The sequence below is a fragment of the Paenibacillus sp. FSL R7-0163 genome, from assembly GCF_037969975.1.
In the GTDB taxonomy this organism is placed as follows: domain Bacteria; phylum Bacillota; class Bacilli; order Paenibacillales; family Paenibacillaceae; genus Paenibacillus_AQ; species Paenibacillus_AQ odorifer.
The window spans coordinates 6137097-6160516 of record NZ_CP150224.1; the positions used below are offsets into that span (position 1 = coordinate 6137097).

Consider the following 23420-nt stretch of genomic DNA (forward strand, 5'->3'; position numbering starts at 1 on the left):
GTTATATGCCACTTCTCTTATTATATTAGACAAAACACCCTAAAAACCCTTTAATACTCTCTCTTCAAGAGTTCTCACGATATCTTGTTCTACCAGATGAATAGGGCGGTTTGCATCAAGAACTACTATTCTCTCCGGATTCGCCTTAATTAATAAATGATATCCTTCACGAACCTTCTGATGAAAGGCAAGACTCTCCATATCCAGACGATTGACTTCGCGATCTTGATTGGCCGCAATCCGTGATAATCCAATCTCAGGTTCTACATCCAGATAAAAGGTTAGATCGGGCATGCGATTTCCAATAGCAAAGCGGTTAATACTCCACACCTCTTCCATACCTAATCCTCTTGCATGTCCTTGATAAACGAGACTACTGTCTACAAAGCGGTCACAGAGGACTGTAAGCCCTTCTCTAAGAGCCGGCTCTACTACTTCAGCGAGATGTTGGCTTCTTGATGCAGCGTACAGCAATGCCTCTGTACGTGCATCCATTGCAGTATGGGCAGGATCCAGAATAATAGAGCGAATTTTTTCGGCGATTTCAATGCCTCCAGGTTCACGTGTAATTCGATAGGGCATGGACCGATTCTGCAAATATGCTGCTACTCTGCCCAGTACCGTTGTTTTTCCGGAGCCTTCGCCCCCTTCTAATGTTATGAAGAAACCTTCTTTGCCCACTTATACTTCTCCGCCCTTCTGAATGTTGTATACCTTAATACGCTGCAAGACCGGATCAGCACAAGCCTGGAACTTCGCGCCTCCATAAGCTAAACCAGTCAGTCTTTGCTGTATCTGATCTGTGATGACCTCACCCGGATATAATAATGGAATGCCTGGTGGATAGGGAATTACCATCTCTGCAGCTACTCTCCCCACGCTGTGTTCAAGATTAATACTTTCTACCTCATTGGCTGTCACCGGCTTCAAAGAGAAGGGAACGGGTGCTGAGATTTGTAAAACATTCAAATTGTTCCACGTGGAAATATTTCGAGATTCTGAAATGGCAGCGGTGTGCGGTGATTCGGATGTATCCTCCGACTCTATTTCCCGCAGCGCCTGCAATAACCTTGCTGCATCTTCAGCCTTCGAACCGAGGCTGAACAGCAGCACTACGTGCCGGTCGTCACTCATCTCCGGCACACAGCCCTTAGCTTCGAGCCTGCGCTGCAGCTCGAAACCGCCTAGGACCCCGGTGGCGTCATAAATGACGACTTTGAAGGGGTCCTGCATCTCGTACGCCGCCTTATGCAGCGGCGTACCGTCGTGCAGCGGCTCTGCCGGCTGCACCAATCCATAGCGCGGCAGCTCGGCAAGGCCGCGCCGCAGGACATCCACGGCGGCCAGCCCCGCCGTGAAAGCATCGCTGCCCCGGCTGTGCAGCAACCGCCGGGCAAGATCAAGCGACGCCATCATAGGATATGATGGGCTGGAGCTCTGCACCATGGCGAGCCGCTGCGAGAGCAGGGCACGGTCGAGCCGCTGCCCTTGAACATGCAGCATAGCGCCCATGGTCATTGCTGTGAGCATCTTATGCGTGGACTGCACTACGCCATCCGCGCCACAAGCAAGCGCCCCGGCAGGCAGTGCCGGGTGCTGCCCGTAATGCGCCCCATGCGCTTCATCGACAAGCAGCGGTACTCCGCTGTCGTGGCAGATACGCGCGAGGGGCGCGAGGTCACTGCCCATGCCGTAGTAATTGGGCATGGTGACAAATACAGCGGCGGCTTCAGGATAGGCTGCAAGTGCAGCCTCAACAGCCTCTGCCGCCGGCGCTACTGCCAAGCCGCTGAGTGGATCAATCAGCGGCTCGACGAAAACAGCCCGCACTCCAGCTAACATAAGACCATGAATCACTGATTTATGCACATTTCGTTGAAGGATCAGAATCATTCCAGGCTCGGGGCAAGCCGTTAGAATCAGCGCCAGGTTGCCCGCCGTACTTCCGCCAACTAGAAAAAAGCTCTCCTCTGCTCCAAAGCAATCAGCAGCCAACTCCTGTGCTTCCTTAATGACTCCCTCAGGATGATGAAGATCATCCGTGCCGGTAATCTCCGTAACATCGTACTTCATAACCTCATCTAGATACCCAGCGCCTTCTACGCCGTCATATGCCGCTCCATTTTTATGTCCCGGCACATGATAAGATATATTACCCACAATTCTATATTGCTCCAGCATTTCGTATACAGGCGCCCTACATCGTTGTAATTTATTCATATTAAATTCCTTCCCATAGGGTTCCTTCTATTTTAACGTAAATATTCAAAAACTCCTATGTTTCCTCATAAAAGCATCTGACTGAACAGCAAAACGGCTCCCCCCGCTTAAACAACGAGGAAGCCGTATATGAATATCTCTAATGCAGTCCTTATATCTTTCATCCAGACCGCTCTCTTATCCGCATCAATTAACAGAGTTACTCTACTTACTTAAGCGTTCTTTTGCAATCCGATCTTCTTCATCTGGCCAATAAAAAAACGGTACTTAGCATCTTCTGCCTCGGTACGGATCATTTCTGCCTCACAATCCTCACAAATAAAATGCGAGACAATCACAATACCTTCTTCTTTTTCCTGTCCACAAATGATACAAGCTTGCTCGGTTTGCTGTTCCATAACCATCCCACCTTGACTCTTTTAAGAACAGTATGATACACCTTCTATCATTTTAAACCTTTTCATAGTTTTTTCATATCCTTCGTTTCGTGTATTATATATATTCCGCTGCCCCCATATCGGTGAATATTCGCCCATAGTTTAATAAAATGCTTTCATTCGCCGATATTAAGAACATATGAATCTGTGAGGAGGTTAGTCTATTTTATATGGAATCCAACACCAAAGGCGCTGCTACATTCTATCAATATAAATTAATCAAAAAAATTAATCTAACGGCACCTCTGCTGCGTGTTTATATTTTGCTCCCTCTTTTGGTCCTTGTGCTCGAGACAGTCTTTCTTTCTTGGTGGAGTATTCTCTACTTAATTATAGCTGCACCGGTTATGTTCTGGGTTCAATATGTTATTTCACGCTCAGTACTTCTAATCTCCGGGCATCCTATTTCAAAAAGATGGTCCATCTCATTTAAAATCCCGTGGCTTGGCTTCATGCCAGATCAACACATTAGTTACCGCATTTTCCGTAAAGTACAGTTACATAATTTTTATATTGGTCTTTGTATTGCAGCTCTCTTTATTTTTTGGTCACCACCGGCATTTACAGTATCCCTGATTATTTGCCACTTGTGGCTTTTACTACCCCGTCTCTATACACTGTTCAAAATAAATCAACGCAACAAGGAAGGCATGCTGAAGTTTAATCCAACCGATGCCTCCTATTACTCTCAATAGAGTACGGTTAACCTGTATTCGCATATAAATAAATAATCGCCATCCATAAAGGACGGCGATTATTTATTTTGTCTTAAGACCTTTAATTAAGACCTTCTTTTCTTTAGGGATCATAACTATAAAATAATCATCATGTACTGTTAAATGAACCGTTACTCCATCCTTCTGAAAAACACCAGATGAATCGGTATTCTCCTCTTCCTGTTCAACCCATCCCCAGGCCTTAATAGTATCCATATACTCCTCTGGGATACCATTCTTCTCCTTTAATCCAGGTAAAGAATAACGTACATAATCCATAGCAACGTTTGTCGTAGTCTGGTCTGGTGAGTACGCCTCTTGGGGTACAGGGAAATTCTTCTCGTTTAGCGCACCCTCAAAAGCATCCCAGCTGGGCGCTTTCGTACCGCAGCCTGCCAGTATTAAAGCTACTATACACGAAAAAATTAATATCTTAATAATTCTTGTTTGTTTCATGCCTTAAATCCTCCTTACCTCCACAATGCATCTAAAGACACAAGAAAATTCAAAGTTAGAATTTATGAGTAGTTCCTTCGTATTAGAGATGTTGCTTATTATTTGCACTTATCTATTATACTTGTATCGACCTCAGCGTCGGTAACAAAAATGTCACTCAATTACAGCCCCTTCAGATGTTGTACTCCCCTTCAAATATCACTCTTGTCCAAAAAAAACAAAAAAGCCACTGCTGATAAATCAACAATGGCTTAATGTGCTTGGCAACGTCCTACTCTCCCAGGACCCTTCGGTCCAAGTACCATCGGCGCTGGAGGGCTTAACGGTCGTGTTCGGGATGGGTACGCGTGGAACCCCTCCGCTATCGCCACCAAACATGCGTCTGTGAAACAGACGCTGCCGCGTGAAATTCGGTTCATCACCAGAAGTGACAATAAATTTCTAAGCGTATTACAGGCTTAATCGCCTGAAAACTGAATCCGAAACGAATCTGCATTCTAAGTATAGGATAAGCCCTCGACCGATTAGTATTGGTCAGCTCCATGCATTACTGCACTTCCACCTCCAACCTATCTACCTCGTCGTCTTCAAGGGGTCTTACTAATTGGGAAATCTCATCTTGAGGGGGGCTTCACGCTTAGATGCTTTCAGCGCTTATCCCGTCCGTACGTAGCTACCCAGCCATGCTCCTGGCGGAACAACTGGTGCACCAGCGGTACGTCCATCCCGGTCCTCTCGTACTAAGGACAGCTCCTCTCAAATTTCCTGCGCCCACGACAGATAGGGACCGAACTGTCTCACGACGTTCTGAACCCAGCTCGCGTACCGCTTTAATGGGCGAACAGCCCAACCCTTGGGACCTACTTCAGCCCCAGGATGCGATGAGCCGACATCGAGGTGCCAAACCTCCCCGTCGATGTGGACTCTTGGGGGAGATAAGCCTGTTATCCCCAGGGTAGCTTTTATCCGTTGAGCGATGGCCCTTCCATGCGGTACCACCGGATCACTAAGTCCGACTTTCGTCCCTGCTCGACTTGTAGGTCTCGCAGTCAAGCTCCCTTATGCCTTTGCACTCTGCGAATGATTTCCAACCATTCTGAGGGAACCTTGGAACGCCTCCGTTACTCTTTAGGAGGCGACCGCCCCAGTCAAACTGCCCGCCTGACACGGTCCCCGTACCCGATAAGGGCACTAGGTTAGAACCTAGATACGATCAGGGTGGTATCCCAACGGCGCCTCCACCGAAGCTTGCGCTCCGATTTCTACGGCTCCCACCTATCCTGTACAGATCGTACCCAAATTCAATATCAAGCTGCAGTAAAGCTCCATGGGGTCTTTCCGTCTTGTCGCGGGTAACCTGCATCTTCACAGGTATTAAAATTTCACCGGATCTCTCGTTGAGACAGCGCCCAAGTCGTTACGCCATTCGTGCGGGTCAGAATTTACCTGACAAGGAATTTCGCTACCTTAGGACCGTTATAGTTACGGCCGCCGTTTACTGGGGCTTCGGTTCATAGCTTCGGGTTACCCCTAACCACTCCCCTTAACCTTCCAGCACCGGGCAGGCGTCAGCCCGTATACTTCGCCTTGCGGCTTCGCACAGACCTGTGTTTTTGCTAAACAGTCGCTTGGGCCTTTTCACTGCGGCCCCCTCGTGCTATTCACACTACCGGGGCACCCCTTCTCCCGAAGTTACGGGGTCATTTTGCCGAGTTCCTTAACGAGAGTTCTTCCGCGCGCCTTAGAATTCTCTTCTCGCCTACCTGTGTCGGTTTGCGGTACGGGCACCTTCTCCTGGCTAGAGGCTTTTCTTGGCAGTGTGAGATCATGACCTTCGCTACTATAATTTTCGCTCCCCATCACAGCCCAGCCTTATCGATGTGCGGATTTGCCTACACATCAGCCTCACTGCTTAGACGGACATCCATCAGTCCGCGTCACTACCCTCCTGCGTCACCCCATCGCTCATAGCGGATTACGGTGGTACAGTAATTTCAAACTGTTGTCCTTCGACTACGCCTTTCGGCCTCGCCTTAGGTCCCGACTTACCCTGAGCGGACGAGCCTTCCTCAGGAAACCTTGGGCTTTCGGCGGATCAGATTCTCACTGATCTTTTCGTTACTCATACCGGCATTCTCACTTGTGTAGTGTCCAGCGCTCTTTTCAGTACACCTTCAACCCCTACACAACGCTCCCCTACCCCAGATACATAGTATCTAGCCATAGCTTCGGTGGTGTGTTTAGCCCCGTTACATTTTCGGCGCAGAGTCACTCGACCAGTGAGCTATTACGCACTCTTTCAATGGTGGCTGCTTCTAAGCCAACATCCTGGTTGTCTGTGCAACTCCACATCCTTTCCCACTTAACACACACTTGGGGACCTTAGCTGATGGTCTGGGCTGTTTCCCTTTTGACAATGGATCTTAGCACTCACTGTCTGACTCCCGGCAATAAGTATATGGCATTCGGAGTTTGACTGAGCTTGGTAATCCTTGCGGACCCCGCACCCAATCAGTGCTCTACCTCCACTACTCTTATACCGAGGCTAGCCCTAAAGCTATTTCGGGGAGAACCAGCTATCTCCGAGTTCGATTGGAATTTCTCCGCTACCCCCACCTCATCCCCGCACTTTTCAACGTACGTGGGTTCGGGCCTCCAGTGCGTGTTACCGCACCTTCACCCTGGACAGGGGTAGATCACACGGTTTCGGGTCTACGTCCACATACTAAGTCGCCCTATTCAGACTCGCTTTCGCTGCGGCTCCACCTTCTCGGCTTAACCTTGCATGTTAAACGTAACTCGCCGGTTCATTCTACAAAAGGCACGCCATCACCCATAGATCGGGCTCTGACTTTTTGTAAGCACACGGTTTCAGGTTCTATTTCACTCCCCTTCCGGGGTGCTTTTCACCTTTCCCTCACGGTACTGTTTCACTATCGGTCGCCAGGTAGTATTTAGCCTTAGCAGATGGTCCTGCTGGATTCATACGGGGTTTCACGTGCCCCGCACTACTCGGGATCCGTCTCGGAGAGAACACAGTTTAGGTTACAGGGCTTTTACCTCTATCGCGGGCCTTTCCAGACCTCTTCACCTACCATATTCCTTTGTAACTCCATGTGAGACGTCCCACAACCCCTAAGAGCAAGCTCTTAGGTTTAGGCTGTTCCGCGTTCGCTCGCCGCTACTGACGGAATCACTATTGTTTTCTCTTCCTCAGGGTACTTAGATGTTTCAGTTCCCCTGGTCTGCCTCTACATTTCCTATGTATTCAGAAATGAGTAACTGCGAATTACCACAGCTGGGTTTCCCCATTCGGACACCCCCGGATCAAAGCTTGCTTACAGCTCCCCGAGGCAGTTTCGTTGTTCGCCACGTCCTTCGTCGGCTCCTGGCGCCTAGGCATCCTCCGTGTGCTCTTATTAGCTTAACCTTGATTCTTCCGAAGAAAAATCTCACTAATAACATTTACTTGTTTGCACAAGTTGCTAAAAGATGTTCTAAAACGCAAATTCGTTTCGGTATCCAGTTTTCAAGGATCAAGTCTTACTTGAGAGCTTAAACTCTCAAAACTGAGCAACGAGTGAGTAACAGGCCTAAACCTGAGATTGTGGAAGCTAAGCTTCCGATTTGAATGTCTTCATTGCAGAAGACGATTCTCCATAGAAAGGAGGTGATCCAGCCGCACCTTCCGATACGGCTACCTTGTTACGACTTCACCCCAATCATCTACCCCACCTTCGGCGGCTGGCTCCCTTGCGGGTTACCCCACCGACTTCGGGTGTTGTAAACTCTCGTGGTGTGACGGGCGGTGTGTACAAGACCCGGGAACGTATTCACCGCGGCATGCTGATCCGCGATTACTAGCAATTCCGACTTCATGCAGGCGAGTTGCAGCCTGCAATCCGAACTGAGACCGGCTTTGATGGGATTGGCTCCACCTCGCGGCTTCGCTTCCCGTTGTACCGGCCATTGTAGTACGTGTGTAGCCCAGGTCATAAGGGGCATGATGATTTGACGTCATCCCCACCTTCCTCCGGTTTGTCACCGGCAGTCACTCTAGAGTGCCCAGCATTACCTGCTGGCAACTAAAGTTAAGGGTTGCGCTCGTTGCGGGACTTAACCCAACATCTCACGACACGAGCTGACGACAACCATGCACCACCTGTCTCCTCTGTCCCGAAGGCCGCTGCTATCTCTAGCAGATTCAGAGGGATGTCAAGACCTGGTAAGGTTCTTCGCGTTGCTTCGAATTAAACCACATACTCCACTGCTTGTGCGGGTCCCCGTCAATTCCTTTGAGTTTCAGTCTTGCGACCGTACTCCCCAGGCGGAGTGCTTACTGTGTTAACTTCGGCACCAAGGGTATCGAAACCCCTAACACCTAGCACTCATCGTTTACGGCGTGGACTACCAGGGTATCTAATCCTGTTTGCTCCCCACGCTTTCGCGCCTCAGCGTCAGTTACAGCCCAGAAAGTCGCCTTCGCCACTGGTGTTCCTCCACATATCTACGCATTTCACCGCTACACGTGGAATTCCACTTTCCTCTTCTGTACTCAAGCCACCCAGTTTCCAGTGCGACCTCAGGTTGAGCCCAAGGTTTAAACACCAGACTTAAATAGCCGCCTGCGCGCGCTTTACGCCCAATAATTCCGGACAACGCTTGCCCCCTACGTATTACCGCGGCTGCTGGCACGTAGTTAGCCGGGGCTTTCTTCTCAGGTACCGTCACTCCGGTAGCAGTTACTCTACCGGACGTTCTTCCCTGGCAACAGAGCTTTACGATCCGAAAACCTTCATCACTCACGCGGCGTTGCTCCGTCAGGCTTTCGCCCATTGCGGAAGATTCCCTACTGCTGCCTCCCGTAGGAGTCTGGGCCGTGTCTCAGTCCCAGTGTGGCCGTTCACCCTCTCAGGTCGGCTACGCATCGTCGCCTTGGTGGGCCGTTACCCCACCAACTAGCTAATGCGCCGCAGGCCCATCCCTCAGTGACAGATTGCTCCGTCTTTCATTCTTCTCTCAGGAGAAAAAAGAAATTATCCGGTATTAGCTACCGTTTCCGGTAGTTATCCCAGTCTGAAGGGCAGGTTGCCTACGTGTTACTCACCCGTCCGCCGCTAAGTTATTTTGAAAGCAAGCTTTCAAAATAACTCCGCTCGACTTGCATGTATTAGGCACGCCGCCAGCGTTCGTCCTGAGCCAGGATCAAACTCTCCAATTAGTATTGAAAAGAGCGATATGCTCATTTTGAAACATCTGACGAGAAAATTAATTCTCTAATTTTGGATTTCACTTGCGTGATTTCCTACTCACTCGTTGTTCAGTTTTCAAAGATCAAGTTCTCGTTGGCGCCGTTTAATGTCTCAGCAGCAACTCTTATACTATATCATGTTCGGCTATTTAATGTCAAGCTCTTTTTTTAACTTCTTTTTCGAGCTCGGCATGTGTATTTCTTGGCGGACTTAGAATATATCATGTATGGAGAATCATTGCAAGAGTTTTTTTATATAAAATCAAAAGCATAAAACATCATCTATGTATTATCGTATTATAATAACTACCTCCACTTATCATCTAATTATCTAGAAAGTAAAAAACAACTGCAGAAGATAACAGTTGTTTTTTTAGAAGAAGCTTAGACGATTCTAGATTAATTCCGCTTCCTTTGCTCCAGTAATTACGGCAACGATATTGTTTCGAAGGGCATCTGCATCGTGCGCTTCGTATGGATCCACTTTGAAAACAACAGCATCTGCAATAAAGCCTTCTGCAATTTGCCCCAGCTCGTTACCGCTCCCCAGAATATCAGCAGCACTTTTAGTCGCAGCCTGCCACGCTTCTCTCCGAGTTAAGCCATAATCAATCAATGTATCCAGTTCTTGAAGGTTATAGCCATGTAGTGCAGGTGTGGCATAATCTGTACCGAATCCAATACGAACGCCTTCTCTTTTTGCATAATGAATGGCCTTGGAATGACATTCGGTAGCTCGGGCAGCTCGGTCGCAAATGATCGGGTTTAACGCTAGAACGCCTTTTGGGTCTGCAGCAATACGATAAATTGATGTGGTGGGCACAAACGCTACCCCCGAGTTAGCAAGTCTTCCTGCCTGATCCTCAGTTAAAAACATCCCATGCTCTATTGATGCCACGCCGGCCTGGATGGACCAGTCTATCGTCACTCCACCCCAGGTATGAACCAGTACCTTCTTATCATGGGCATGTGCATTACGAACAATGAACGCGAACTCTTCTTCGGAAAAGATCGGGTCAACGACTTTCTCGGTAGGTGCTCCAAGCCCGCCTGTGGCCATGATTTTTATCCAACCCGCTCCTGTAGCAAAGATTTCCGCCATGCGTTGTTCTAAATGCTTGAGACCACGGGCATCTGCTGCTCCAATCATATCGCTACTGGCCTGCACTCTTAATGGATGCTGATATTGCTGAACAAGATGCTGCACTGTGCTCGGCAGAATCCCACCTGCATCACGGGCAGTCGTTACACCCGTCCTAAGAGTAGCTTCAAAAGCTTGTGCCTGCATAATTTCGATCTGGTTGGCATCGCGCTTCAATTGATCAGAGTGGTCAAAATCTGTCCAAGCTAAATGCGTATGAAGATCAATAATACCCGGACTTAGCCACAGATCTGTTCCTGCAAGATTTGACTCCACTTGATGCGGCTCCGCTTCAGTAATGGATGAAAAACGACCATCCTTTATCACGACATCAAAACGTCTGCCTTCGATACCTGCTATAAAAATATCATTGAACGTTTGCAGCTCTGGATGCTTAAGGATCATCTTCATTCCCCCCATGCCAGCCGAACAGCTGCTAATGCCTGAACAGGGTCTTGTTTCAACAGTTCGGCAAGCGTGGATATAGCCTTCTCCACACTTTGCCGCTCAGCATTCGTTCCAAAATGGTTGATCCGCAGAAGATGGCCAAATAATTCTCCGTCTCCGGGAGCCACAATGCCTATAGGCTGCTCAATCCGCAACTCTTGCTTTTCAGAAATCCGCACCGTTGTAGTCAGCGTAGAATAATGTCTGCTGTCCTTTTGCCAAGGCTCAAGCCCCAAGGATTTAATACCAGCTACAGCAGCTGCTGCGGCTCGCTCATGGCGTTTGATTACTTGATCCAATCCTTCTTCTTCAATTCGTGTCAAAGCTTGAATCAAGGCTCTAGCCTCCAGCGTAGGAATGTTTGGGGCAACCCGCAGTGGCGCGGCGTCTCCCAGTGATGGTTTCAGATCCAGCAAGGATAAAATAGAATTGCGTGGAGCATTTTCATTCGACTCAAGAAATTCCCAGCCACGTGGAGAAATACTTACGGCACTAACACCGTTGGGTCCAGCTAAGGCTTTTTGCGCACCTATAACTGCAAAATCAACGGACCATTCATCCACCAGCAGGGCCTCTCCCCCAACCGCAGATACGGAGTCCGACACAGTAATAAGATTGAATTCTTTTGCAATTTCAAATATTTCTTTAGCAGGATTAGAGCCTCCAGTAACCACTTCAGCTTGAACAAAAGAAAGGGCACAAGGTTTAAACTCCTTAATTGCGGAAGCAACTTGGTCGCTAGTGACCACTTCATCAAAAGGAACCTTTACTTCAACAACCGTTGCTCCACCCCGCTCAAGCCATTTTCCAAATAAACTTCCATAGGGACCTGTTACTATATTTACAATGGTTCGACCAGGTGCAGCTATACCGGCGGCTACCGCCTCGATTCCAAGGATTGCCTCAGCCGGGATGATAACTGGAGGGTGCTCAGTAAACAAAACTTTGGAAATTAAATGTGTTAGCTTATTGTACTCAGCCAGTGAAAGTGGCACGTATCCTTTATGTTCTCGGTTCATAAGAAAACCTCCTGATGTACTTTATTTTGGCATTTTCGGAACCGCTGACAACAGCTCATAACTGTATTCATGTTTAGGACGGATGAAGAATTGGTCCCGCGGACTCTGCTCCACGAGCTTTCCTTGCCGCATAACTGCTACCGTATCACTAATTGCATTGATTACACCTAGATCATGAGAAATAAAAAGCATGGTGAGATTAAGCTCAGCCTTCAGCGTATTAAACAGTTCGAGCACACTAAGCTGCACAGATACATCCAACGCACTTGTAGGTTCATCCGCGATCAGGATGCTTGGCTCAACACTTAATGCACGAGCGATCGCTATCCGTTGACGCTGGCCGCCGGAAAATTCATGTGGGAATTTGTCTAAGGCCTTCTGTTCTAAATGAACTTGATTCAAAAGCTCTTTGCATCTTTGTTCAACACCTGTACGCCCCACTATTTTATGAAACAATAAGGGCTCGGAAAGAATTTGCCTAATCGAATGTTTAGGATTTAGCGAAGCATCTGGATTTTGGAATATCATCTGGATTGTTTTGTGCTGCTCACGGCTTCTTTTCTTTTTTAATTCTTGGGTACCCAACAGAATCTGCCCCTCATTTGGGGCAATCAGTCCAGCAATTACTCGCGCCAGCGTAGATTTCCCTGATCCGGATTCTCCAACAAGCCCAAGGGTGGTGTGCTGCTCAAGATTCAGATTGATACGATCCAGTGCAGTAAAGCCGCCATAATGAACAGTTAAATCTTTTATTTGCAAGGCTAATTTCATGATTCTCTACTCCTTTCAAGCTCTGGCAAAGGAAGCACCGAATCAATCAGCATCTGTGTGTAAGGGTCTTTCGGATTTTGCAAAATATCAAGGGTATTGCCCTGCTCAACAATCTGTCCCTGTTTCATTACACATAGCCGTGAACACAAGTTTGCTGCAATCGCTAGGTTATGCGTAACAAATACCATGGCAAAACTGAGCTCATGCTGGAGGCTCGTGATCGTCTCAATAATTTGCCGTTGAACCGTGACGTCCAGCGCCGTTGTCGGCTCATCACAGAGAAGTATGCCTGGCTTGCACGCCAGTGCCAGAGCGATGACTACCCGTTGACACTGACCGCCTGACAGCTGACTCGGATACCGGTCCTTTTTCTTCAATGAATCGGGAAGACCAAGCCTTTCGAGCAGTTCCAGTGCAATTACCCGCGAAGTCTTACGGCTTATTCTCTGTCTGTAATACACAACTTCAGCCAGTTGTTTGACAACCGTACAGAGCGGATCAAGCGCACCTCTTGGATCTTGAAATACCATTGCACTACTTACGGCACTTTTAATGGTGCCACCAGTCTGTTCAACACCATTTGGAAGCAAGCCTAAAATTGCACGCAGTGTAAGTGATTTTCCTGATCCCGATTCACCTACTAATCCCAGACTCTCCCCTTTACCCAGCGAAAAACTAACATTATTGACCAATCTGTCATTTGACTTAGCTGCCAGCGATAGCGCCTCTATTTCTAAAATGGGTTGTATAGACATTATTTTTTCCTCCATATGTCTGCCAAACCATCACCTAGGAGCGACAAAGCTATCCCCGTATACACCACTGCAAATCCCGGCACGGCCGAGAGCCACCAAGCTGTAGTGATGAAGGGCTGTCCATCTGAAATCATTGTCCCCCAGTCAGGAGTTGGCGGTGTAATGCCGATACCAAGATACCCGAGCGTAACAATGGCAACAAGCAATCCAATCATATCTGTCATAAGGACGACCACGGCTTGCGGAAGTACATTAGGCAGGAGATGACGTAAAATAATTTTCACTCCAGGTAGCCCTAAGGTTTGAGCGGATGCCACCCATTCCTGATTGCGAAAAGAAGCACTAAGACCTCTGACGACACGGGCAAAGACAATCCATCCTACAAAGATAAAAGTAATATAAATGCCTCGTTCTCCTGCTCCACTAGCAAAAGCAACGATAATAACGATCAGATAAAAAGGAAAGGCGATGAATGTATCTGACAACAGCGTAATAACTGTATCGATCCATTTGCCGTAATATCCTGCCAGCATTCCTAGAAATACACCTGTGCAAAAGGGAATGATTTCTGCCAAGACCATGATTTTCAAATCAGTCCTCGCTGCATAGATCAGTCTAGTAAACAAATCACGCCCTAACTGATCAGTTCCCAACCAATGTTCGGCTGACGGAGGCTGTAAAAAGGCACTCAAATTTTGCTCAGAGGGGTCATAAGGACTTATATAAGGTATAAACACAGTCAAGAGAATAAGAGCTGCAAACATAATAATTCCCACTAAAAGTGAAGGGGTATTCCATATTCGCTTTAAGCCGCTTGTTATCTTACCGTCTTCATACAATCGCGAGTCTAGTCTTATAGTTTTCATTGTTTTCCTTTCGTTCTGGGATCAAGCCACCAGGAAATGATTTCAATCAAGAGACTGATGATCACAACAGATAGCGCACAGTAAAGTGCTATTCCTTGAATAACCGGAAAGTCCCGTTTCGAAATTGAAGTGAACAATAAGCTGCCAATTCCCTTAATTCCAAATACCTGCTCAACGACCAAGGTGCCTCCGATTAAATAAGAAATATTCACACCCAGCAGCATTAGCGTAGGAAGAGCAGAGTTGCGCAGCACATGTTTAAATAAAATAACCCTGTTTGGTATGCCCGCAGCCTTAAGGGTGACTACAAAATCCGATTCTAACACTTCAAGCATCTGCGCTCTTAATGAACGAACAAGCGTAGGAACCTGTGAAAAAGCAACAGTGATTGCTGGAAGTGCAAGACTATGCAAGGTTCCGACCCACCCTTCACTTACTCCCCCAACAGGGAACCAGCCAAGCCGGACACTAAAGAGCAAAATTAAAAGTAAGCCAACCCAGAAGATTGGCATACCTAGAGTAATTGTAGGAAAAATACGTATCAAATGGTCCAGCAGTTTATCCTTATGCGTAGCGGCTACCGTAGCGAGCAGAAGAGATACAAAAATCGCCAACACACAAGCCATCACGATGAGCAGCAAAGTAACAGGGGCCCGTTGTGTAATCAACTCTCTTGTTGATGTCCCCATAATAATGGAGTTTCCAGTATCTCCTCGAGTAAACAGCGTCTTCACAAATCGGATGAATTGCTCCCATAAAGGGAGGTCCAGCCCAAGAGTATGATGCATACTCTTGAGCGCCTCAGGGGTGCTGTATTCTCCCAAAATCATTTTTGCTGGATCTCCCGGCACGATTCGAATGATGAAAAAGACTGCTATCATTACACAGAAGATCACTGCCAATGCTTTTATAAGAGATATCACAAGCCAGTTATAAGAACCCTTGCTTCCTTTCGGTTGATTTAACGCCTGCTTAAGATTCATCATTGGCTGATGCGGACATCTTCGAAACGGGCACTGCCGTTCGGTAGAACAACGAGACCGTCAACTGAAGAACGAATACCTTTTAAAACATCTGGATAGTAAAGCGGAATATACGGAACTTCATCAGCAAGGGTCTGCAGCAGCTTAGTATAGATTTGTGCACGTTCATCGCCATCCGCAGTTTTTTGTCCCTCATATAGAAGCTTCGTAACTTCATTATTTGTATAATGCGTCCAATATGATTTGCTGAAGCCTTCCGGATCAGTTTGGAAAGCAATAATTGAGTTCGCTTCAGGGGAATCCGCCTGACCGCTGTTCAGCATTGCCGCAAAATCATATGCGAAGAAACGTTCACGGAAAGTGGCAAGTTCAATCGATTCAATCTCAATCTTAATCCCGATCGTTTGACCCGCTGCCTGAATAATTTGTGCCTCTTGAGCTCTTGTGCTATTACCGGATGCTACAAGTAATTTGGTAGTGAAGCCATTAGGGAAGGCAGATTTTGCAAGCTCCTCCTTGGCTGCTTCGATATTAAAGTTCAGTGCTTTGATTGTATCATTTGCGTTATAAGGAATCGTTGTTGGCAGCAATGAGTTTGCTGTTTGTGCATAACCAAAGGTTAGCGCCTTGGTCAAGCCCTCACGATCAAGCGCCAGCGCCAGAGCGCGACGGACATGCACATCAGAAAAATGTTCATCCAACGTATTAAAGAACAATTGCTCTGTCACCCAACTACCGTTAGTAACTACTTTAGTGTCAGCCCCATCTTTAATCTCATTGGCATTTTGCAGAGCCAAAGATTCAATAGCATTAACTTCTCCAGCCTTCAGCTGGTTAATCGCTTGGCTGTCATCTTCAATCAGCTTATAAACAAGCTTATCAATATAGGGTTTACCTTCTTGCCAGTAGAATGTATTCTTAGTGAAGGTCAGATCACCTGCAGTGTCCCATGTTTCAACAACAAAAGGTCCCGTACCGATTGGTTTCTTGAAGAATTCTTCTTCGGATACTCCACCGAAATTGTTAGGAAGGATACCATTTGAGAAATTAGATAGCTCCGAGATAAATGGTGTATAAGGCTCTTTAAGTGTAATAACAAGCGTTTTGTTATCTTGCGCTTTGATTGTGTCGACCTTTGCAGATATTGCCAGCGGGCCGCCTACCTTCAAGTGCCGCTCAAGAGAGAAAACAGCATCTTCTGCAGTCACATCCGTACCATTTGAAAACTTCAAACCATCACGAAGCTCGAATGTATACGTCAGACCATCTTCACTGATAGTATGTGACTTAGCAAGCCAATCTACAATTTCACCTTCGCTGTCAAAAGCGACTAATGATTCAAAGACTTTGTCGATTGCAAAAGCATTGTTGGACGTAATCTGATTATGCAAATCCAGCGAAGTTACAGAAGCAGGTCGTCCATAGACGAAAGTCCCTCCCGTTGCAGGCTCTGCAGTTTGAGGACTTTGAGTTGCCGGACTCGCACTTTCCTGTGCCTCTTTATTTGAATCAGCCTTATTATTAGACCCCGAGCACCCTGCAATTAACATCAATAGCAAAACTGCTATTGCCCCCAACAGAATCGGTTTCTTAATAGATACACTAAAGTATGACATAATTTGCTCCCCCTATAATTCTTATATGTTTAGTATGAATTGTATTATGGGTTAAACACTGTAGTCTGTCAAACATAATTTAATTTGCAACAATCCTAAAGTAAATATACATAACAAAAAGACCACTGTCGATTACTCAACAGTGGTCTTGTGTGCTTGGCAACGTCCTACTCTCCCAGGACCCTTCGGTCCAAGTACCATCGGCGCTGGAGGGCTTAACGGTCGTGTTCGGGATGGGTACGCGTGGAACCCCTCCGCTATCGCCACCAAACATGCGTCTGTGAAACAGACGCTGCCGCGTGAAATTCGGTTCATCACCAGAAGTGACAATAAATTTCTAAGCGTATTACAGGCTTAATCGCCTGAAAACTGAATCCGAAACGAATCTGCATTCTAAGTATAGGATAAGCCCTCGACCGATTAGTATTGGTCAGCTCCATGCATTACTGCACTTCCACCTCCAACCTATCTACCTCGTCGTCTTCAAGGGGTCTTACTAATTGGGAAATCTCATCTTGAGGGGGGCTTCACGCTTAGATGCTTTCAGCGCTTATCCCGTCCGTACGTAGCTACCCAGCCATGCTCCTGGCGGAACAACTGGTGCACCAGCGGTACGTCCATCCCGGTCCTCTCGTACTAAGGACAGCTCCTCTCAAATTTCCTGCGCCCACGACAGATAGGGACCGAACTGTCTCACGACGTTCTGAACCCAGCTCGCGTACCGCTTTAATGGGCGAACAGCCCAACCCTTGGGACCTACTTCAGCCCCAGGATGCGATGAGCCGACATCGAGGTGCCAAACCTCCCCGTCGATGTGGACTCTTGGGGGAGATAAGCCTGTTATCCCCAGGGTAGCTTTTATCCGTTGAGCGATGGCCCTTCCATGCGGTACCACCGGATCACTAAGTCCGACTTTCGTCCCTGCTCGACTTGTAGGTCTCGCAGTCAAGCTCCCTTATGCCTTTGCACTCTGCGAATGATTTCCAACCATTCTGAGGGAACCTTGGAACGCCTCCGTTACTCTTTAGGAGGCGACCGCCCCAGTCAAACTGCCCGCCTGACACGGTCCCCGTACCCGATAAGGGTACTAGGTTAGAACCTAGATACGATCAGGGTGGTATCCCAACGGCGCCTCCACCGAAGCTTGCGCTCCGATTTCTACGGCTCCCACCTATCCTGTACAGATCGTACCCAAATTCAATATCAAGCTGCAGTAAAGCTCCATGGGGTCTTTCCGTCTTGTCGCGGGTAACCTGCATCTTCACAGGTATTAAAATTTCACCGGATCTCTCGTTGAGACAGCGCCCAAGTCGTTACGCCATTCGTGCGGGTCAGAATTTACCTGACAAGGAATTTCGCTACCTTAGGACCGTTATAGTTACGGCCGCCGTTTACTGGGGCTTCGGTTCATAGCTTCGGGTTACCCCTAACCACTCCCCTTAACCTTCCAGCACCGGGCAGGCGTCAGCCCGTATACTTCGCCTTGCGGCTTCGCACAGACCTGTGTTTTTGCTAAACAGTCGCTTGGGCCTTTTCACTGCGGCCCCCTCGTGCTATTCACACTACCGGGGCACCCCTTCTCCCGAAGTTACGGGGTCATTTTGCCGAGTTCCTTAACGAGAGTTCTTCCGCGCGCCTTAGAATTCTCTTCTCGCCTACCTGTGTCGGTTTGCGGTACGGGCACCTTCTCCTGGCTAGAGGCTTTTCTTGGCAGTGTGAGATCATGACCTTCGCTACTATAATTTTCGCTCCCCATCACAGCCCAGCCTTAATGATGTGCGGATTTGCCTACACATCAGCCTCACTGCTTAGACGGACATCCATCAGTCCGCGTCACTACCCTCCTGCGTCACCCCATCGCTCATAGCGGATTACGGTGGTACAGTAATTTCAAACTGTTGTCCTTCGACTACGCCTTTCGGCCTCGCCTTAGGTCCCGACTTACCCTGAGCGGACGAGCCTTCCTCAGGAAACCTTGGGCTTTCGGCGGATCAGATTCTCACTGATCTTTTCGTTACTCATACCGGCATTCTCACTTGTGTAGTGTCCAGCGCTCTTTTCAGTACACCTTCAACCCCTACACAACGCTCCCCTACCCCAGATACATACGTATCTAGCCATAGCTTCGGTGGTGTGTTTAGCCCCGTTACATTTTCGGCGCAGAGTCACTCGACCAGTGAGCTATTACGCACTCTTTCAATGGTGGCTGCTTCTAAGCCAACATCCTGGTTGTCTGTGCAACTCCACATCCTTTCCCACTTAACACACACTTGGGGACCTTAGCTGATGGTCTGGGCTGTTTCCCTTTTGACAATGGATCTTAGCACTCACTGTCTGACTCCCGGCAATAAGTATATGGCATTCGGAGTTTGACTGAGCTTGGTAATCCTTGCGGACCCCGCACCCAATCAGTGCTCTACCTCCACTACTCTTATACCGAGGCTAGCCCTAAAGCTATTTCGGGGAGAACCAGCTATCTCCGAGTTCGATTGGAATTTCTCCGCTACCCCCACCTCATCCCCGCACTTTTCAACGTACGTGGGTTCGGGCCTCCAGTGCGTGTTACCGCACCTTCACCCTGGACAGGGGTAGATCACACGGTTTCGGGTCTACGTCCACATACTAAGTCGCCCTATTCAGACTCGCTTTCGCTGCGGCTCCACCTTCTCGGCTTAACCTTGCATGTTAAACGTAACTCGCCGGTTCATTCTACAAAAGGCACGCCATCACCCATAGATCGGGCTCTGACTTTTTGTAAGCACACGGTTTCAGGTTCTATTTCACTCCCCTTCCGGGGTGCTTTTCACCTTTCCCTCACGGTACTGTTTCACTATCGGTCGCCAGGTAGTATTTAGCCTTAGCAGATGGTCCTGCTGGATTCATACGGGGTTTCACGTGCCCCGCACTACTCGGGATCCGTCTCGGAGAGAATACAGTTTAGGTTACAGGGCTTTTACCTCTATCGCGGGCCTTTCCAGACCTCTTCACCTACCATATTCCTTTGTAACTCCATGTGAGACGTCCCACAACCCCAAGAGGCAAGCCCCTTGGTTTAGGCTGTTCCGCGTTCGCTCGCCGCTACTGACGGAATCACTATTGTTTTCTCTTCCTCAGGGTACTTAGATGTTTCAGTTCCCCTGGTCTGCCTCTACACACCCTATGTATTCAGGTATGAGTAACTGCGAATTACCACAGCTGGGTTTCCCCATTCGGACACCCCCGGATCAAAGCTTGCTTACAGCTCCCCGAGGCAGTTTCGTTGTTCGCCACGTCCTTCGTCGGCTCCTGGCGCCTAGGCATCCTCCGTGTGCTCTTATTAGCTTAACCTCGATTTTTCCGTAGGAAAATATCATACGATGATATTCTCTTTGGAATCATCTCACTAATAACATTTACTTGTTTACACAAGTTGCTAAAAGATGTTCTAAAACGCAAATTCGTTTCGGTATCCAGTTTTCAAGGATCAAGTCTTACTTGAGAGCTTAAACTCTCAAAACTGAGCAACGAGTGAGTAACAGGCCTAAACCTGAGTTTTGGAAGCTGAGCTTCCGATTTGAATGTTCTCATTGCAGAGAACGATTCTCCATAGAAAGGAGGTGATCCAGCCGCACCTTCCGATACGGCTACCTTGTTACGACTTCACCCCAATCATCTACCCCACCTTCGGCGGCTGGCTCCCTTGCGGGTTACCCCACCGACTTCGGGTGTTGTAAACTCTCGTGGTGTGACGGGCGGTGTGTACAAGACCCGGGAACGTATTCACCGCGGCATGCTGATCCGCGATTACTAGCAATTCCGACTTCATGCAGGCGAGTTGCAGCCTGCAATCCGAACTGAGACCGGCTTTGATGGGATTGGCTCCACCTCGCGGCTTCGCTTCCCGTTGTACCGGCCATTGTAGTACGTGTGTAGCCCAGGTCATAAGGGGCATGATGATTTGACGTCATCCCCACCTTCCTCCGGTTTGTCACCGGCAGTCACTCTAGAGTGCCCAGCATTACCTGCTGGCAACTAAAGTTAAGGGTTGCGCTCGTTGCGGGACTTAACCCAACATCTCACGACACGAGCTGACGACAACCATGCACCACCTGTCTCCTCTGTCCCGAAGGCCGCTGCTATCTCTAGCAGATTCAGAGGGATGTCAAGACCTGGTAAGGTTCTTCGCGTTGCTTCGAATTAAACCACATACTCCACTGCTTGTGCGGGTCCCCGTCAATTCCTTTGAGTTTCAGTCTTGCGACCGTACTCCCCAGGCGGAGTGCTTACTGTGTTAACTTCGGCACCAAGGGTATCGAAACCCCTAACACCTAGCACTCATCGTTTACGGCGTGGACTACCAGGGTATCTAATCCTGTTTGCTCCCCACGCTTTCGCGCCTCAGCGTCAGTTACAGCCCAGAAAGTCGCCTTCGCCACTGGTGTTCCTCCACATATCTACGCATTTCACCGCTACACGTGGAATTCCACTTTCCTCTTCTGTACTCAAGCCACCCAGTTTCCAGTGCGACCTCAGGTTGAGCCCAAGGTTTAAACACCAGACTTAAATAGCCGCCTGCGCGCGCTTTACGCCCAATAATTCCGGACAACGCTTGCCCCCTACGTATTACCGCGGCTGCTGGCACGTAGTTAGCCGGGGCTTTCTTCTCAGGTACCGTCACTCCGGTAGCAGTTACTCTACCGGACGTTCTTCCCTGGCAACAGAGCTTTACGATCCGAAAACCTTCATCACTCACGCGGCGTTGCTCCGTCAGGCTTTCGCCCATTGCGGAAGATTCCCTACTGCTGCCTCCCGTAGGAGTCTGGGCCGTGTCTCAGTCCCAGTGTGGCCGTTCACCCTCTCAGGTCGGCTACGCATCGTCGCCTTGGTGGGCCGTTACCCCACCAACTAGCTAATGCGCCGCAGGCCCATCCCTCAGTGACAGATTGCTCCGTCTTTCATTCTTCTCTCAGGAGAAAAAAGAAATTATCCGGTATTAGCTACCGTTTCCGGTAGTTATCCCAGTCTGAAGGGCAGGTTGCCTACGTGTTACTCACCCGTCCGCCGCTAAGTTATTTTGAAAGCAAGCTTTCAAAATAACTCCGCTCGACTTGCATGTATTAGGCACGCCGCCAGCGTTCGTCCTGAGCCAGGATCAAACTCTCCAATTAGTATTGAAAAGAGCGATATGCTCATTTTGAAACATCTGACGAGAAAATTAATTCTCTAATTTTGGATATCACTTGCGTGATTTCCCACTCACTCGTTGTTCAGTTTTCAAAGATCAAGTTCTCGTTGACGCCGTTTAATGTCTCAGCAGCAACTCTTATACTATATCATGTTCGGCTATTTAATGTCAAGCTTTTTTTTAACTTCTTTTTCGAGCTCGGCATGTGTATTTCTTGGCCGGACTTAGAATATATCATGTATAGAGATTCATTACAAGTCTTTTTTTGAAATATAATAGATAAATGAGAGACTGTGCTGCCATAAGCCTCAATACTGCGATATATAATGGCTAGCACAGCCTTATTCCCTTGTAACTACACCCTAAGCAATGATCTCTTGAATATACAATTCACGTTCCAACATCAAGTTAACTATCGTATCTTCAATTTTAACCATCGGACGTGTAGGGTTTGCGCGATCAGTGAAGATAATCTCCCCATGACGGCCATCACTTAATTTGATTCTAGTGCCATTAAAGAGATCAGTGCTCTTCTGTATAAACGTCTGCACAATCACTGGGTCAAGCTTACCGAAGCTTTCTGTCAGAATCTGCTCTAGTACCAAATAAGGAGACTGTGCTCTTCTGTAGGCTCTTTCTAAGGTCATAGCATGGAATATATCTGCTACTGCGACTACTTTAGCGTAGAAATGAATCTGACTGCCATCCAGCTTCAATGGATAACCAGAGCCATCAACCTTCTCATGATGCTGCAAGGCGGCAAGTCTTACCCCTTCATTAATCGCTGTAACATTGCGTAATAATTGATAACCATATGTAGTGTGTCGGCGAACCTCTTCTATTTCACTATTGTTAAGCGACTCCGGTTTCTGTAAAAGTGAGCTGTCTACTTTTGCATTGCCGATATCATGTAATAATCCTGCAAAAGCAATCTGCATCCAATCCTTTTGTGGGTACCCACACCACTGAGCGATTTTATAGGAGGTCAACGCGGACAACACAGCATTGTGATAGTTGTAATCCTCATATTTTAAAGTGCGCGGTGTAAACTTCAAGACATGATAATCCTTCAAATAACCTATTAGTGTCTCTAACTGACTGCGCAGCTCAAAAATAGGAAGTGAAGCTGCCGTTACCGATCGATAGCTGTTCTTAATAAGAGTGAGCAGTTTATCGTATTCATCATGTAGAGGAGAATTAGTCTTGGCCAACATCGATTCGTTGATAATGGCTCCAGCTTTAGGGGAAGCTTGCTTAGCTGTTGTTTTGGCTCCATCCGAACTCGCCTCACCTTGGTCACCTTCGATTTCCACTTGCCCTATCAAAAAAGCCTGTAAAATATCTAGATCACGAGGGAGCAATATTTTTCCCTTAGTGAATAAAGTCCCCCCTAAAGGTGTAATTACATCCTTTATTATCTTTGAGCCTGCTTTAACTTCTCCAACCAATATATTTGGCATATACTCAGCCCCTTAATTTCTATAAGCCGTACACCCAGCATTACCTCACATTGATAAGACAGATAATTTCTGAGAAATTAGTACTTTATAGGATTCTATTGGCTAATTATAGTACGGA

General features: G+C 47.8%; 13 protein-coding genes and 6 rRNA genes. 1 reads left to right on the forward strand and 18 read right to left on the reverse strand.

The features are described from left to right. Positions 1–39: 39 nt before the first annotated feature. The 3 genes from tmk to NST45_RS26985 form a co-directional block, all read right to left on the reverse strand. Positions 40–681: a dTMP kinase gene (gene tmk / locus NST45_RS26975; RefSeq protein ID WP_076099910.1), complete on the reverse strand. Its 642-nt coding sequence runs from the start codon at positions 679–681 to the stop codon at positions 40–42. Continuing rightward, positions 682–2220, reverse strand: a complete 1539-nt coding sequence (locus NST45_RS26980) for an aminotransferase class I/II-fold pyridoxal phosphate-dependent enzyme (RefSeq protein WP_339824248.1) — start codon at positions 2218–2220, stop codon at positions 682–684. It abuts the gene before it with no gap. Between the two features lie 212 nt (positions 2221–2432). Then, on the reverse strand, positions 2433–2618 hold the full coding sequence (locus NST45_RS26985) for a sigma factor G inhibitor Gin (protein ID WP_339824250.1): 186 nt from the start codon (positions 2616–2618) through the stop codon (positions 2433–2435). 209 nt (positions 2619–2827) lie between these two features. Between NST45_RS26985 and NST45_RS26990 the strand changes: the two genes are divergently transcribed. Then, a complete protein-coding gene (locus tag NST45_RS26990; protein ID WP_076105826.1) occupies positions 2828–3352 on the forward strand; it encodes a hypothetical protein in 525 nt (174 codons plus the stop codon). A 63-nt stretch (positions 3353–3415) separates the two neighbouring features. Here NST45_RS26990 and NST45_RS26995 read toward each other — a convergent pair whose 3' ends face one another. The 15 genes from NST45_RS26995 to NST45_RS27065 all read right to left on the reverse strand — a co-directional run bounded on the left by NST45_RS26995 (position 3416) and on the right by NST45_RS27065 (position 23302). Then, positions 3416–3829 carry a hypothetical protein gene (locus NST45_RS26995; protein WP_339824252.1) on the reverse strand — a complete coding sequence of 138 codons (414 nt, stop codon included), beginning with the start codon at positions 3827–3829 and terminating at the stop codon, positions 3416–3418. A 258-nt stretch (positions 3830–4087) separates the two neighbouring features. Further along, positions 4088–4204 (reverse strand): 5S ribosomal RNA (gene rrf / locus NST45_RS27000). A 129-nt stretch (positions 4205–4333) separates the two neighbouring features. Then, a 23S ribosomal RNA gene (locus tag NST45_RS27005) occupies positions 4334–7259 on the reverse strand. Between the two features lie 233 nt (positions 7260–7492). Continuing rightward, positions 7493–9050: ribosomal RNA gene (locus NST45_RS27010) — 16S ribosomal RNA — on the reverse strand. Together the 16S, 23S and 5S rRNA genes form the textbook arrangement of a ribosomal RNA operon. Positions 9051–9474: 424 nt before the next feature. After that, positions 9475–10626 (reverse strand): amidohydrolase family protein, encoded by a 1152-nt coding sequence (locus NST45_RS27015; RefSeq protein ID WP_076216158.1) that lies wholly within the window; start codon positions 10624–10626, stop codon positions 9475–9477. Between the two features lie 2 nt (positions 10627–10628). Next, the gene (locus tag NST45_RS27020) at positions 10629–11687 is read right to left on the reverse strand and encodes an aminotransferase class V-fold PLP-dependent enzyme (RefSeq protein ID WP_076106941.1); all 1059 of its coding nucleotides are present in this window, start codon (positions 11685–11687) and stop codon (positions 10629–10631) included. A 21-nt stretch (positions 11688–11708) separates the two neighbouring features. Beyond that, on the reverse strand, positions 11709–12458 hold the full coding sequence (locus NST45_RS27025) for an ATP-binding cassette domain-containing protein (RefSeq protein ID WP_339824254.1): 750 nt from the start codon (positions 12456–12458) through the stop codon (positions 11709–11711). Next, positions 12455–13213, reverse strand: coding sequence for an ABC transporter ATP-binding protein (locus NST45_RS27030; protein ID WP_339824256.1), 759 nt, complete (start codon positions 13211–13213; stop codon positions 12455–12457). The genes NST45_RS27025 and NST45_RS27030 overlap by 4 nt, the downstream gene beginning before the upstream one ends. Further along, positions 13213–14079, reverse strand: a complete 867-nt coding sequence (locus NST45_RS27035; protein WP_139329994.1) for an ABC transporter permease — start codon at positions 14077–14079, stop codon at positions 13213–13215. Before NST45_RS27035 ends, NST45_RS27030 begins: the two co-directional genes overlap by 1 nt. Then, entirely contained in the window at positions 14076–15065 is a 990-nt protein-coding gene (locus tag NST45_RS27040; protein WP_063829812.1) for an ABC transporter permease, read from the reverse strand. Before NST45_RS27040 ends, NST45_RS27035 begins: the two co-directional genes overlap by 4 nt. Beyond that, on the reverse strand, positions 15062–16678 hold the full coding sequence (locus NST45_RS27045) for an ABC transporter substrate-binding protein (RefSeq protein WP_076101044.1): 1617 nt from the start codon (positions 16676–16678) through the stop codon (positions 15062–15064). Before NST45_RS27045 ends, NST45_RS27040 begins: the two co-directional genes overlap by 4 nt. A gap of 154 nt (positions 16679–16832) precedes the next feature. Then, positions 16833–16949, reverse strand: a 5S ribosomal RNA gene (rrf, locus tag NST45_RS27050). A 129-nt stretch (positions 16950–17078) separates the two neighbouring features. After that, positions 17079–20005 (reverse strand): 23S ribosomal RNA (locus tag NST45_RS27055). Positions 20006–20267: 262 nt separating this feature from the next. Further along, positions 20268–21825, reverse strand: a 16S ribosomal RNA gene (locus NST45_RS27060). Between the two features lie 379 nt (positions 21826–22204). Continuing rightward, positions 22205–23302, reverse strand: coding sequence for an HD-GYP domain-containing protein (locus NST45_RS27065; RefSeq protein ID WP_038567989.1), 1098 nt, complete (start codon positions 23300–23302; stop codon positions 22205–22207). Positions 23303–23420: the final 118 nt, after the last annotated feature.